This window comes from Pseudomonas baetica, from assembly GCF_051216495.1.
GTDB classification, from domain to species: domain Bacteria; phylum Pseudomonadota; class Gammaproteobacteria; order Pseudomonadales; family Pseudomonadaceae; genus Aquipseudomonas; species Aquipseudomonas baetica_B.
In genome coordinates this window covers 15,357-29,214 of sequence record NZ_JBPKAM010000048.1, presented here as the reverse complement: position 1 = coordinate 29,214, position 13,858 = coordinate 15,357, and the positions used below count along the sequence as shown (strand labels likewise).

Below are 13,858 nucleotides of genomic sequence, written 5' to 3'. Positions count from 1 at the left end.
ATCCAGGGAATGCTCATGGACACCAAATTGCTCGACATCCTCGCTTGCCCGGTCTGCAAAGGCCCGCTCAAACTCAGCGCCGACAAGACCGAGCTGATCAGCAAGGGCGCAGGTCTGGCTTACCCGATTCGCGACGGTATCCCGGTAATGCTTGAAAGCGAAGCCCGCACCCTGACCACCGACGAGCGTCTGGATAAATGACCACAGCCTTTACCGTCGTCATTCCATCGCGCTACGCCTCCACCCGTTTGCCGGGCAAGCCACTGCTGCCAATCGCTGGCAAGCCGATGATCCAGCACGTCTGGGAACAAGCGAGCAAAAGCAGCGCCCAGCGTGTTGTGGTGGCGACTGACGATAAGCGCATCCGCGAGGCCTGCATCGAGTTTGGCGCCGAAGTGGTGATGACCCGCGAGGATCACAACTCCGGCACCGATCGCCTGGCGGAAGTCGCGGCGAAACTCGGCCTGGCACCCGACGCCATCGTGGTGAACGTCCAAGGCGACGAACCGTTGATCCCGCCCAGCGTGATTGATCAAGTTGCCGCCAACCTGGCCGCCCACACCGAAGCCCGCATGGCTACCCTGGGCGAGCCGATCGAAGACGTTGAATCCCTGTTCAATCCCAACGTGGTCAAAGTTGTCAGCGACATCAATGGCCTGGCACTGACCTTCAGTCGCGCCACGTTGCCTTGGGCGAGGGATGCCTTTGCCCAGAGTCGTGAATCCCTGCCGGAAGGCGTGCCTTATCGTCGCCACATCGGCATCTATGCCTACCGCGCCGGATTCCTGCATGACTTCGTCAGCTGGGGGCCGTGCTGGCTGGAAAACACCGAATGCCTGGAACAGCTGCGGGCACTTTGGCACGGCGTGCGGATCCACGTCGCCGACGCATTGATTGCGCCACCAGCGGGCGTCGATACCGTTGAAGACCTTGAGCGCGTTCGTCGCCTGCTGGAGGCCTGATGCGGGTCTTGTTTGTCTGCCTGGGCAACATCTGCCGTTCACCCACGGCCGAAGGCGTGTTGCGACACAAACTGCGGGAGGCGGGGCTGGCCGATCAGGTCGAAGTCGCTTCCGCCGGTACCGGTGACTGGCACGTTGGCAAGGCGCCGGACAAGCGCAGCCAGGCCGCGGCAAAGCTGCGCGGTTATGACCTGTCTGCCCAGCGCGCCCAGCAAGTCACCCGCGCCGATTTCGCCACCTACGACCTGATTCTGGCGATGGACAACAGTAACCTGCGCAACCTCAAGGCCTTGCAACCGGCCAAGGGCAAGGCCGAGCTGGACCTGTTCCTGCGCCGCTATGAATCCGAAGTCGATGAAGTCCCGGACCCGTATTACGACGGGGAGCAGGGCTTCGAGCAGGTGTTGGACTTGATTGAACGTGCCAGTGATCGGCTGGTGATCGAACTGAAGGGACGCGTATGAGTTTGCAGGTTCGATCACAGGTTTCGCTCAAACCGTACAACAGTTTCGGTGTGGACGTTCAAGCCCGCCTGTTTGCCGAAGCCCATAACGACGCCGACGTGCGAGAGGCCTTGGCCTATGCGCGGCAGCATGACGTGCCACTGCTGGTGATCGGCGGTGGCAGCAACCTGCTGCTCACGGCGGATATCCCGGCGCTGGTGCTGCGCATGGCCACTCGCGGAATTCGCGTGGTGAGCGATGATGGTAGCAAAGTAGTCATTGAGGCAGAGGCGGGCGAGCCCTGGCACCCGTTCGTGCAACATACGCTGGTGCACGGCTTGTCGGGCCTGGAGAACCTCAGTCTGATTCCCGGCACCGTGGGTGCGGCCCCGATGCAAAACATCGGCGCCTACGGTGTGGAGATCAAGGACGTGTTCGCCGGCCTGACCGCCCTTGATCGCCAGAGTGGCGAGCTGCGCGAGTTCACTCTGGATGAATGCAACTTCGCGTACCGTGACAGCGTGTTCAAACAGGAGCCGGGTCGCTGGTTGATCCTGCGCGTGCGTTTCATCCTCGACCGCACCGCGCACTTGCATCTGGAGTACGGGCCGGTGCGTCAGCGCCTGACCGAGCAAGGCATCGAGCATCCGACGGCCACCGATGTCAGCCAGGCGATTTGCAGCATTCGCAACGAAAAGCTCCCGGATCCGGCGGTGCTGGGTAACGCTGGCAGCTTCTTCAAGAACCCTCTGGTGTCAGCGGCGTTGGTTGCACGACTCAAACTCGAGCACCCGGATCTGGTGGCCTACGCTCAACCCGACGGGCAGATGAAGCTGGCCGCCGGTTGGTTGATCGAGCGGGCGGGTTGGAAAGGTTTCCGCGAGGCCGATGCAGGCGTGCATAAGTTGCAGGCGCTGGTGTTGGTCAACTATGGAAGCGCGACCGGTCTGCAGTTGCTCGACCTGGCGCAGCGAATCCAAAAAGACATTTCAGAACGTTTCCATGTCGAACTGGAAATGGAGCCGAACCGCTATTAGAGGAGCAGCGGCAAGCTTCAAGTTGCAAGCCGCAAGCTACAATCTCTATGTATCGAACTTCTCTGCACTGCTTCTACTTGAAGCTTGCAGCTTAAAGCTTGCAGCTAAAAAGCCCTGTCTCAGCAGGGCTTTTTTGTTAATGCTGCGTTAACTTAGCGAGCTAACGATGCATTGCATTTGCTCCACAAAAGGCCCGGTGCAGACACCTCCGTCGGCATAAGAGAGCCCCATTAGCCTGAGTCGATCTGCGTGATGCCAACCGCCGACTTTCCGGCGGCAGATTGCTCGACCCCATAACCCAATACTATGCGGGCGTGCCCATGATTACCCTGAAACTCAATGGTCAAGACCATCAACTCGACGTCACCGAGGACATGCCGCTGCTCTGGGCCATCCGTGACGTGGCCGGTTACAACGGCACCAAATTCGGCTGCGGCATGGGCCTGTGCGGGGCCTGCACTATTCACATCGAGGGTGCGCCGGCGCGTAGCTGCATCACGCCGATTGGTTCGGTGATAGGCCAAAACGTTACCACCATCGACAACCTGCACGCCGACCCGGTGGGTAAAGTGGTGCAGCAAGCCTGGCTCGATACCGCCGTGGCCCAATGCGGTTACTGCCAGGGCGGGCAAATCATGTCCGCCACTGCGCTGCTCAAGACCAATCCGAACCCGAGCGACGAACAGATCGAAGAGGCAATGGTCGGCAACATCTGCCGTTGCGGCACCTACAACCGCATCAAGACGGCTATTCGTGCGGCATCCACTCACCTGAAGGAGGCCAAGGCATGAACCGGTTACCGAATGATTTTGCCCTGAGCAACCTCAGCCGCCGTGGATTCCTCAAGGGGGTGGGGGCCACCGGCGCCCTGGTGGTCGCCGCGAGTTGGGGCTGGCAAGACGTTTTCGCCGAAGAGAAGGAGAAGAAGTTCGGTGCTGACGGCATGCCTAACGGCTGGGTCGATGACCCCAAGGTGTATGTCAGTATCGCCACTGATGGCACGGTGACTGTGGTTTGCAACCGTTCGGAAATGGGCCAGGGCGTGCGCACCAGCCTGACCATGGTCGTGGCCGACGAACTGGAAGCTGATTGGGCGAAGGTCAAAGTACGGCAGGCACCGGGCGACGAAGTGCGCTTCGGCAATCAGGACACAGACGGTTCCCGCAGCATGCGTCACTGGTACGAGCCGATGCGCCGTTGCGGTGCCGCCGCGCGAGCCATGCTGGAACAGGCTGCCGCCGATCAGTGGAAGGTGCCGGTCGGTGAGTGTCATGCGCAATTGCACAAAGTCGTCCACAAACCGTCCGGTCGCGAACTGGAATATGGCGCATTGGCCACTGCCGCCAGTGCCCTGGCTGTACCGGCACGTGACAGCTTGAGGCTCAAACAGCCATCGGAGTTTCGCTATATCGGCAAGGAAGGCACCAAGGCCATCGACGGTGACGACATCGTTAACGGTCGCGCCGTGTATGGTGCCGATGTGTATTTCGACGGCATGCTGTTCGCGGTCATTGCCCGGCCTGCGGTGTATGGCGGCAAGGTGAAAAGTTTCGATGCCTCGGAGGCCATGAAAGTCCCCGGCGTGGTCAAGGTGATTCAGATCGAAAGCCGCCCGTTGCCATCGGAGTTTCAACCCCTGGGCGGCGTTGCCGTGGTGGCGAACAATACCTGGGCGGCGATCAAGGGCCGCGAGGCGCTGAAAATCGAATGGGATGATGGTCCCAACGCCAGTTACGACTCGATTGCTTACCGCAAAGAGCTGGAAGCAGCCTCCCTTAAACCCGGCAAAGTGGTGCGTAATACCGGCAACATCGATGAAGCCATGAAAAGCGCTGACAGCACGCTGGAAGCGTCCTATTACCTGCCGCATCTGTCGCAATCGCCGATGGAGCCGATGGTCGCCATCGCCCGTTATAAGGACGGCATGTGTGAAGCCTGGGGACCGAGCCAGGCGCCGCAAGTCACCCGCGAGCGGATCGGCGAACGCCTGGGCCTGCCATTCGACAACGTCACCTTCAATGTCACCCTGCTCGGCGGCGGTTTTGGTCGCAAGTCCAAGCCTGACTTCATCATCGAAGCCGCCATTTTGGCCAAGGAGTTCCCCGGTAAAGCGGTGCGGGTGCAATGGACCCGTGAAGACGACATCCATTGCTCGTATTTCCACACAGTGTCGGTTGAACACCTGAAAGCCAGCCTGAACAAAGATGGCCTGCCGTCCGGTTGGTTGCACCGTACGGTGGCACCGAGCATCACTGCGCTATTTGCACCGGGTATGAACCACGAAGCGGCTTTCGAATTGGGCATGGGTTTCACCAACATGGCTTACGCGATTCCCAACATCCGCTTGGAAAACCCCGAAGCGACCGTTCACACCCGCGTGGGCTGGTATCGCTCGGTGTCGAACATTCCTCACGGATTTGCGATTCAAAGCTTCATCGACGAGTTGGCGCACAAGGCCAAGGAAGATCCGCTCAAGTATCAGATCAAGTTGCTTGGTCCGGACCGGCAGATCGATCCGCGTACCCTGAGTGAAGAGTGGAACTACGGCGAATCGCCCGAGCGTTATCCGATCGACACCGCGCGTTTGCGCACCGTGTTGGAAACCGCCGCCAAGGCTGCCGGTTGGGGGCGCCAGTTACCGAAGGGGCGAGGCCTGGGGCTGGCGGTGCATTACAGCTTCGTCACCTACGTGGCGGCGGTGATCGAGGTCGAAGTCAAAGACGATGGCACCTTGATCGTGCACAAGGCGGACATCGCCGTGGATTGCGGGCCGCAAATCAATCCCGAGCGGATTCGCGCGCAATTCGAAGGCGCGTGCGTCATGGGGCTGGGCAATGCGGTGCTGGGCGAGATCAGCTTCAAGGACGGCAAGGTCCAGCAGGACAACTTCCACATGTACGAAGTGGCGCGCATGTCGCTGGCGCCGAAGGAGGTCGCCGTGCATCTGGTCACGCCACCTGGCAACGTGCCCTTGGGTGGCGTAGGCGAGCCGGGTGTGCCGCCGATTGCCCCGGCGTTGTGCAACGCGATTTTCGCCGCCACTGGCAAGCGCATCCGCGATCTGCCGGTCCGTTACCAGCTGCAGGGCTGGGATAAGGCTGGGGCCTGATGGACAGCGCTGATCTGAACGTCCTGCGCAGCGTGCTGGAGTGGCATCGCGCGGGTCACAGGGTGGTGTTGTACAGCGTGGTTCAGACCTGGGGCACCGCGCCCCGGGCACCGGGGGCGATGCTGGCACTGCGCGAAGACGGAATGGTGATTGGCTCGGTGTCCGGCGGCTGTGTCGAGGATGACCTGATTGCGCGACTGCATGACGGTCGTATCCCGGCTGACGGGCCGCCGGTGCAACTGATTACCTACGGCGTGACTCGCGAGGAGGCGGCGCGTTTCGGTTTGCCCTGTGGCGGCACCTTGCGCCTGACCGAAGAGCGCATTCGCGAGGCCGATTGGGTTGCACAATTGCTGGCCCGTTGTGAAGCGCATGAAATCACCGCACGCGAGCTGAACCTTGAGTCCGGTGAAGTGACTTTGACTCCGGCCAGCAAGTTGGACGCGTTGACGTTCGATGGGCAGCTCTTGCGCGCCATCTACGGCCCGCGTTGGCGTTTGTTGCTGATTGGTGCGGGGCAATTGTCCCGTTACGTGGCCGAGATGGCCCGGTTGCTGGATTTCGAAGTGCTGATCTGCGATCCGCGCAGTGAGTTCGTCTACGGCTGGGAAGAGCAGCACGGTCGATTTGTCTCGGGCATGCCCGACGAAGCCGTGCTGAACATTCAGGCCGACGAACGCACGGCCATCGTCGCCCTGACTCACGATCCACGCCTGGATGACATGGCCTTGCTCACGGCCCTGGATTCCAAGGCTTTCTATGTCGGTGCGCTGGGCTCGCGGGTCAATAGCCAGAAGCGCCGGGACAATCTGGCTCAACTGGGATTGTCACAACAGGCCATCGACCGCCTGCACGGCCCGATCGGCTTGCACATCGGCAGCCATAACCCCGCGGAAATTGCCTTGTCGCTGCTGGCTGAAATTGTAGCGATCAAGAATGGCGTGGAGTTGAAGCAGAAAAAGCCGTCGCGGGAGGGCGTATGAGCGTGTCTATCGGTGTCATCGTCCTGGCGGCGGGGCAGGGCAGTCGGTTTCGGCAAATCGCCGGTGATGAAAAGGACAAACTGTTGGCGGACTGTGCGGGGCGTGATGGCGCTGTCCGTTCGGTGATCGAGCATGCACTGGTGAATTTACCGGCCGGACTGAACAAGCGCGTCCTCGTGACCACCGCGGATCGCCCGCAAGTCATCCGCATGGCCAAGGCTTATGGCTGCGAGATCGTTTTAATCGAGTCGACGGGAATGGGTGACAGCATTGCGGCCGGGGTGGCGGCGTGCCCGCATCTTGGTGGTTGGTTGATGGTGCTGGGGGACATGCCGTTTATCCTGCCATCAAGCATTGAGCAGATCGTTGCGCAGATGGCGGAGGATTGCATCAGTGTGCCGGTGCAGGAGGGTGACTATGGGCATCCGGTGGGGTTTGGCGGCAGCTTCGGCTCGGGGTTGATGGCTTTATCAGGCGACCGCGGCGCCAAGCCGTTGTTTGCGCAGGGGCGCGTGATTGAAGTCGCGGTGGATGATCCCGGCGTGCTGTGGGATGTGGATGTGCCTGAAAAGTTGGTCTACCAGTAATCTCAGATCCAATGTGGGAGCGAGTCTGCTCGCGAAAGTGTTTTCAGATTCAACATAGATATTGGCTGATCAACCGCTTTCGCGAGCAGGCTCGCTCCCACAGGAAATCAATGTGATGGTGTCTGGCATAAAAAAGCCCCGCCCGGGTTCACCGGGCGGGGCTTTTCAGTGGCCGATGGAATCAGACGAGGGGTTTAGGCTCGTGCTCTTTTTCCTGGGCCTGTTCGTGTTGCTCTACCGCGTCCTGAACGGAGCGTGGTGCTTCGTGGATCACGGATTCAGCGGGCTCGGCAGCGACTTCAACTGTCGGGGCAGGTGCAGCCTCGACTGCTTCAGCGACAACCGCTTCAACTGGAGCAGCAGCGGCAGCGGCGGCCAGTTCGGCTTCCTTCTGCAGGCGCTCGGCTTCACGCTTGCGACGACGCACTTCACGCGGGTCGTTCGGCGCACGGCCACTTGGGGTCAGGGCGCTGACAGGAGCGGCTTCCGCCACTGGAGCAGGGGCCTCAACAACCGGCGCCTCGACCACTGGAGCAGGCTCGGCAGCGACAACCACTGGCTCGGAGGCGGTAGCTTCAACCACTTCAGTCTCGACGACCGGTGCTGGTGCTTCGACAGCGGCTGGCTCGGCAACCCAGTTGAACGCAGTTTGCTCTTCGCGAACTTCACGAACGACTTCAGTCACGGCTTCGACAACCGGCTCGGCTGCAACCACTGGTTCCGCGATAACGGCAGGCTCGGCGGCTGCTTCAACCACAGGCTGTGCCTCAGGTGCTGCTGCCAGCTCGATTTCCTGCGAAGCAGTGGCTTCGACCGGAGTGGTCGCTTCAACGACTGGCGCTTCGACTGGAGCGGTTTCCAGGGTGGCGGCAGTGGCACGCTCGGCTTGCTCGTTGGCTTGTGCTTCAGCTGGAGCGCTGATCACGGAGCTGGCAACGGCTGCGGTAACAGCCAGACCGGCAGCCAGATCGGCGGTGCTTGGTGCTTCGCTGCTTTCGCCGAACTCGGACTCTTCCGAACCTTCGATCACATTGCCATTGGCATCACGCTGACGCTCGCGACGGTTGCTGCGACGACGTTGACCACGGGAGCGGCGGCGTGGGCGATCGCCTTCGGCGCCTTCCTGACCTTCTTCCTGCAGTTGCTCTTCGTTGGTTGGCAGCTCTTCATCGGCAACGGCCGCAGCAGCTTGCTCGGCGCGTGGTTGACGTTCTTCACGCGGTGGGCGTGGAGCGCGTTCTTCCCGTGGCTGACGGGTCGGACGTTCTTCGGCGGTAGCTGCGGCGGCCGGGGCGGCATCCAGAGGCTCGCGCAGTTCACGCACACGTTCTTCACGCTCGCCACGTGGCTTGCGGTCTTCACGTGGCGCGCGCGGTGCGCGTTCTTCACGCGGAGCACGTGGTGCGCGTTCTTCGCGAGCTACCGCTGGCGTTTCCTCGCGGGCTTCGCGCAGTTCGCGTGGCTGGCGCTCTTCACGTGGTTGACGCTCTTCACGTGGCGCGCGCTCTTCACGCGGTGCACGTTCCTCGCGAGGCTTGCGATCTTCATCGCGGCGACCATTACGGTTGCGGCTCTGTTGACGACCGCTGCGACGCTCTTCATTACGGGCCGGGCGCTCGGCAGTCGGCTTTTCAACCACGACCGGAGCGGCAGGCTCTTCCTTGCTGGCGAACAGGCTGACCAGCGATTTCACCAGGCCTTTGAACAGGCTTGGCTCTGGCGCAGCGACCGGTGCGGCAACCGGTGCGACCACTTCGGTCGGAACCGGAGCATTGGCGCGGGCCGGCGCAGTCTTGACCGCGGCTTCCTGGCGAACCAGGGTGCGGGTCGCGGCGGCTGGCTGGACGTCTTCCACTTCGGCAGCGGCAGCAGCGATTTCATAGCTGGACTGGTTGGTGGCGGCTTCCGGGCTGTCATCACGCAGACGCTGGACTTCGAAGTGCGGCGTTTCGAGGTGATCGTTCGGCAGAATGACGATGCGGGCGCGGGTGCGCAGTTCGATCTTGGTGATCGAGTTGCGTTTTTCGTTGAGCAGGAACGCGGCCACCGGGATCGGCACTTGGGCGCGAACTTCGGCAGTGCGGTCTTTCAGGGCTTCTTCTTCGATCAGGCGCAGGATCGCCAGCGACAGCGATTCAACATCACGGATGATGCCGGTGCCGCTGCAGCGTGGGCAAACGATGCCGCTGCTTTCACCCAGGGAAGGGCGCAGGCGCTGACGGGACATTTCCAGCAGGCCGAAGCGCGAAATGCGGCCGACTTGTACGCGAGCGCGGTCGGCTTCCAGGCATTCGCGGACTTTCTCTTCCACGGCGCGCTGGTTCTTGGCTGGGGTCATGTCGATGAAGTCGATGACAATCAGGCCGCCGATGTCGCGCAGGCGCAACTGACGGGCGATTTCTTCGGCGGCTTCAAGGTTGGTCTGCAGGGCGGTTTCTTCGATGTCGCTGCCTTTGGTGGCGCGCGCCGAGTTGATGTCGATGGACACCAGTGCTTCGGTCGGATCGATAACGATGGAACCGCCGGAAGGCAGTTCGACGACGCGCTGGAATGCGGTTTCGATCTGGCTCTCGATCTGGAAGCGGTTGAACAGCGGAACGCTGTCTTCATACAGCTTGATCTTGCTGGCGTACTGCGGCATGACCTGGCGAATGAAGGTCAGGGCTTCGTCCTGGGCTTCAACGCTGTCGATCAGCACTTCGCCGATGTCCTGACGCAGATAGTCGCGAATCGCGCGGATGATCACGTTGCTTTCCTGATAGATCAGGAATGGCGCGGAACGATCCAGCGACGCTTCTTTGATGGCGGTCCAGAGTTGCAGCAGGTAATCGAGGTCCCACTGCATTTCTTCACTGCTGCGGCCGAGGCCGGCAGTGCGCACGATCAGGCCCATGTCGGCCGGGGCAACCAGGCCGTTCAAGGCTTCACGCAGTTCATTGCGCTCTTCGCCTTCGATGCGACGGGAGATGCCGCCCGCCCGTGGGTTGTTCGGCATCAGGACCAGGTAACGACCGGCCAGGCTGATGAAGGTGGTCAGGGCTGCGCCCTTGTTGCCACGTTCTTCTTTTTCAACTTGAACGATGACTTCCTGGCCTTCGCTCAGGACGTCCTTGATATTGACGCGGCCTTCGGGGGCTTTCTTGAAGTATTCGCGGGAGATTTCTTTGAGGGGCAGGAAGCCGTGGCGCTCAGAGCCGAAATCGACAAAGGCAGCTTCAAGGCTTGGTTCGATGCGAGTGATCCGGCCTTTATAGATGTTGGCTTTCTTCTGCTCGCGTGCACCGGATTCGATGTCCAGGTCGTAGAGGCGCTGGCCATCTACCAGTGCAACACGCAACTCTTCGGGTTGAGTTGCGTTAATCAGCATTCTTTTCATGTAGTACCGTCGGTTTCCGGGCTGCCGGAAACGGCGTTCGGCACACACGACTTCTCACGGTCGGTGTCAGGTGCGTCGGGAGTGGTTGGCCATTCCCGTGTCCAGCGATGTGCGGCCAATGTGGGCCAGCATCGCGACGTACGCGTCCTGCTTGCTGTGGCTACTTAAGCACTCAGTCAGGAGGAGGAATCAACCGGCGGCTGTGGACGAGATGAAGCGTCTTGATAAAGCCTATTGCTACACAGTCCAGCGGTTGTGCATCTCCACCCTACACGTATCCCTGATAATTCGGGTGCTGCCGCGCGCAGAATCCGCAGCGGGTTGGCATTTACCGTGAGCTCCGAAAGGGGAGGTCACGCATCATGGCTAATTTAGGCGTTGTTTCCGAAGTGTTCGCTCGGGGTCATTCGCAGCTGACTGCACTTTGTGAACTGGCCGTGAATATTGGCTCGCGTGGCGAGTGGAAACTCTGCTTTGCGGCGTGATTCAGGCCTCATGTCACCTGCGCTCGTTACACCTGCAAACTCCACCGTTACGTAGCGAAAGCCCCGTAGGACGGCCTCGCGTCCTGGTGAATTGCGTTGGTCAGGGTCGGTTTTTAACCGTTGGTCCGCTGTCCAGGCCGCTTTTGGCGGCGTTCGCGACTATAGCAGTAATGATTAAGTGCTTCAATTCCATAAAAAATTGATATCATCCGCGCCATGACGACGACTACCCCCCCGACTCCAGGCGTACAACTGCTTGAGGTCTCGCCGGAATATGCCGGCCAACGTATTGATAACTTCCTTCTCGCTCGGCTTAAAGGCGTGCCCAAGACCTTGATTTATCGCATTTTGCGCAAAGGCGAAGTGCGGGTGAACAAGGGGCGGATCAAGCCTGAATACAAGCTGCAGGCGGGCGATATCGTGCGCGTGCCGCCGGTTCGCGTGCCGGAGCGTGACGAGCCGGTGCCCTTGGCCCAAGGGTTGCTGCAGCGACTCGAAGCCTCGATTGTCTACGAAGACAAGGCGTTGATCGTGATCAACAAGCCTGCCGGGATTGCAGTCCATGGTGGCAGCGGCCTGAACTTTGGCGTGATCGAAGCCTTCCGTCAGTTGCGTCCCGATGCCAAGGAGCTGGAGCTGGTTCATCGCCTTGATCGCGACACTTCCGGTCTGCTGATGATCGCCAAAAAGCGCAGCATGTTGCGCCATTTGCACACAGCCTTGCGCGGTGATGGTGTCGACAAGCGCTATATGGCGTTGGTTCGTGGTAATTGGGCCTCTTCGATCAAGCAAGTCCGTGCGCCGCTGGGCAAGAGCAATCTGCGCTCCGGTGAACGTATGGTCGAGGTCGACGAGGAGGAGGGCAAGGAGTCTGTGACCGTGTTCAAGGTCCTGCGTCGCTTCGGTGACTTTGCCACCATGATCGAGGCCAAGCCGATCACCGGTCGAACCCACCAGATTCGCGTCCACACCCTGCACGCCGGGCACTGCATCGCCGGCGACACCAAGTACGGCGATGACGATTTCAGTAAAGAAATCCGTGACCTGGGCGGTAAGCGCCTGTTTCTGCACGCCTACATGCTGACCGTGCCGCTGCCCGATGGTGGCGAACTGAAGCTTCAGGCGCCGGTCGATGAGATGTGGGCCAAAACCGTGGAGCGCCTGAGTGCACCCATCTGACTACAAGCTGTTGATCTTCGATTGGGATGGCACGCTGGCCGATTCCATTGGTCGGATTGTCGAGGCGATGCATGTGGCGTCCGAGCGATCCGGTTTTCCGTTGCGCGATGATTTTGCCGTCAAGGGGATCATTGGTCTGGGGCTGCCGGAAGCGATCCGTACGTTGTATCCAGATATCGGTGATGCTGAATTGGTGGCGTTTCGGCAGCACTATGCGGATCACTACATAGCCTCCGAGGCCGTACCTTCGCCGCTGTTTGAAGGGGTCGTCGAATCGCTCGAGGCGTTTCGGGCCGAGGGTTATCATCTGGCTGTCGCGACCGGCAAGGCGCGTCGCGGGCTGGATCGGGTGCTGAAGTCTCACGGTTGGGAAGATTACTTCGATATCACTCGTGCGGCTGACGAAACCGCCAGCAAGCCGCATCCGCTGATGCTTGAGCAGATCCTCGCCCATTGTGAGGTGCGTCCGGAGCAGGCGTTGATGGTCGGTGATTCGTCATTCGATTTGCAGATGGCGCGCAATGCCGGCATGGATTCGGTGGCGGTCAGCTACGGTGCCCAGTCGATCGAGGCGCTGAAGCTGTTCGAGCCGCGGCTGGCCATTGATCGTTTTTCAGAATTGCATGCCTGGCTGAGTCAGCGGGCTTAATACGTTTTTTGCTGGGGTAGATGGCATGGCCGACGAATGGAAGGCGCCCGCCAAGGCGAGCGCAGAGAACGGTGACGAAAAAAGCTGGAAGCTGCTGGAGAAGACCTTGCTGGCGGGTGTGCAGGAGCAGCGCCGGTCCCGTCGCTGGGGGATTTTTTTCAAGCTGCTGACGTTCGTGTACCTGTTTATTGCGTTGGCGCTGTTCTCGCCGCTGATGGACATCGAAAAAGCGGCCACCCGCAGCGGCAACTACACGGCGCTGATCGATGTGAATGGCATGATCGCCGACAAGGAGCCGGCCAGTGCCGACAATATCGTCGGCAGCCTGCGTGCCGCTTTTGATGACGAGAAGGTCAAGGGTGTCATTCTGCGCATTAACAGTCCGGGCGGCAGTCCGGTGCAGTCGGGTTACGTCTATGACGAAATCCGTCGCCTGCGCGGGCTTCATCCGGATACCAAGCTGTATGCGGTGATTTCCGATCTCGGTGCCTCCGGTGCTTATTACATCGCCAGTGCTGCCGATCAGATCTACGCCGACAAGGCGAGCCTGGTGGGGTCTATCGGTGTGACTGCGGCCGGCTATGGCTTCGTGGGTACCATGGAGAAACTGGGTGTCGAGCGTCGCACCTACAACTCCGGCGAGCACAAGTCGTTCCTTGATCCGTTCCAGCCGCAGAAGCCTGAAGAAACCGCGTTCTGGCAGGGCGTGCTCGATACCACGCATAAGCAGTTCATCAATAGCGTCAAGCAAGGTCGTGGCGATCGTCTGAAGGACAAGGAGCATCCGGAGCTGTTCTCCGGGCTGGTCTGGTCTGGCGAGCAGGCGCTGCCGCTGGGGCTTATCGATGGTCTGGGCAATGCCAGTTATGTGGCGCGGGATGTGATTGGCGAAAAAGAGTTGGTGGACTTCACTGTTCAGGAGTCGCCGTTCGATCGCTTCTCGAAAAAACTCGGTGCCAGCGTGGCCGAGCATTTGGCGATATGGATGGGGTTCAACGGTCCATCGCTGCGCTGAAAGTCCTAAAAGATCGCAGTCTGCGGCAGCTCC

Annotated in this window: 12 protein-coding genes; 11 read left to right on the top strand and 1 reads right to left on the bottom strand. The window is 60.5% G+C overall.

The genetic code is table 11. The features are described 5' to 3' along the window. The first annotated feature begins 15 nt into the window (after positions 1-15). From ACSFE6_RS17785 to ACSFE6_RS17750, 8 genes are all read left to right on the top strand, one after another. The gene (locus ACSFE6_RS17785; RefSeq protein WP_003179363.1) at positions 16-201 is read left to right on the top strand and encodes a Trm112 family protein; all 186 of its coding nucleotides are present in this window, start codon (positions 16-18) and stop codon (positions 199-201) included. Continuing rightward, the gene (gene kdsB / locus ACSFE6_RS17780; protein ID WP_435428856.1) at positions 198-962 is read left to right on the top strand and encodes a 3-deoxy-manno-octulosonate cytidylyltransferase; all 765 of its coding nucleotides are present in this window, start codon (positions 198-200) and stop codon (positions 960-962) included. The genes ACSFE6_RS17785 and kdsB overlap by 4 nt, the downstream gene beginning before the upstream one ends. Beyond that, the gene (locus ACSFE6_RS17775) at positions 962-1,426 is read left to right on the top strand and encodes a low molecular weight protein-tyrosine-phosphatase (RefSeq protein WP_435428855.1); all 465 of its coding nucleotides are present in this window, start codon (positions 962-964) and stop codon (positions 1,424-1,426) included. The genes kdsB and ACSFE6_RS17775 overlap by 1 nt, the downstream gene beginning before the upstream one ends. Further along, positions 1,423-2,442: a UDP-N-acetylmuramate dehydrogenase gene (gene murB / locus ACSFE6_RS17770; RefSeq protein ID WP_435428854.1), complete on the top strand. Its 1,020-nt coding sequence runs from the start codon at positions 1,423-1,425 to the stop codon at positions 2,440-2,442. Before ACSFE6_RS17775 ends, murB begins: the two co-directional genes overlap by 4 nt. 320 nt (positions 2,443-2,762) lie before the next feature. After that, entirely contained in the window at positions 2,763-3,233 is a 471-nt protein-coding gene (locus tag ACSFE6_RS17765; RefSeq protein WP_435428853.1) for a (2Fe-2S)-binding protein, read from the top strand. Next, complete coding sequence (locus ACSFE6_RS17760; RefSeq protein WP_435428852.1) at positions 3,230-5,551, top strand: molybdopterin cofactor-binding domain-containing protein; 2,322 nt, start codon at positions 3,230-3,232, stop codon at positions 5,549-5,551. The genes ACSFE6_RS17765 and ACSFE6_RS17760 overlap by 4 nt, the downstream gene beginning before the upstream one ends. Continuing rightward, positions 5,551-6,534, top strand: a complete 984-nt coding sequence (locus ACSFE6_RS17755) for an XdhC family protein (protein ID WP_435428851.1) — start codon at positions 5,551-5,553, stop codon at positions 6,532-6,534. Before ACSFE6_RS17760 ends, ACSFE6_RS17755 begins: the two co-directional genes overlap by 1 nt. After that, positions 6,531-7,121: a nucleotidyltransferase family protein gene (locus ACSFE6_RS17750; protein ID WP_435428850.1), complete on the top strand. Its 591-nt coding sequence runs from the start codon at positions 6,531-6,533 to the stop codon at positions 7,119-7,121. The genes ACSFE6_RS17755 and ACSFE6_RS17750 overlap by 4 nt, the downstream gene beginning before the upstream one ends. A gap of 181 nt (positions 7,122-7,302) precedes the next feature. Here the strand turns inward: ACSFE6_RS17750 and rne are convergent, their stop codons facing one another. Further along, positions 7,303-10,497: a ribonuclease E gene (gene rne, locus ACSFE6_RS17745; RefSeq protein ID WP_435428849.1), complete on the bottom strand. Its 3,195-nt coding sequence runs from the start codon at positions 10,495-10,497 to the stop codon at positions 7,303-7,305. 701 nt (positions 10,498-11,198) lie between these two features. Between rne and rluC the strand changes: the two genes are divergently transcribed. From rluC to ACSFE6_RS17730, 3 genes are read left to right on the top strand one after another with little or no spacing between them, the layout of a single operon-like run. Further along, positions 11,199-12,161 (top strand): 23S rRNA pseudouridine(955/2504/2580) synthase RluC, encoded by a 963-nt coding sequence (gene rluC, locus ACSFE6_RS17740; protein ID WP_435428848.1) that lies wholly within the window; start codon positions 11,199-11,201, stop codon positions 12,159-12,161. Further along, positions 12,148-12,810 (top strand): HAD-IA family hydrolase, encoded by a 663-nt coding sequence (locus ACSFE6_RS17735; protein WP_435428847.1) that lies wholly within the window; start codon positions 12,148-12,150, stop codon positions 12,808-12,810. The genes rluC and ACSFE6_RS17735 overlap by 14 nt, the downstream gene beginning before the upstream one ends. A gap of 25 nt (positions 12,811-12,835) precedes the next feature. Continuing rightward, entirely contained in the window at positions 12,836-13,825 is a 990-nt protein-coding gene (locus tag ACSFE6_RS17730; RefSeq protein WP_435428846.1) for a S49 family peptidase, read from the top strand. Positions 13,826-13,858: the final 33 nt, after the last annotated feature.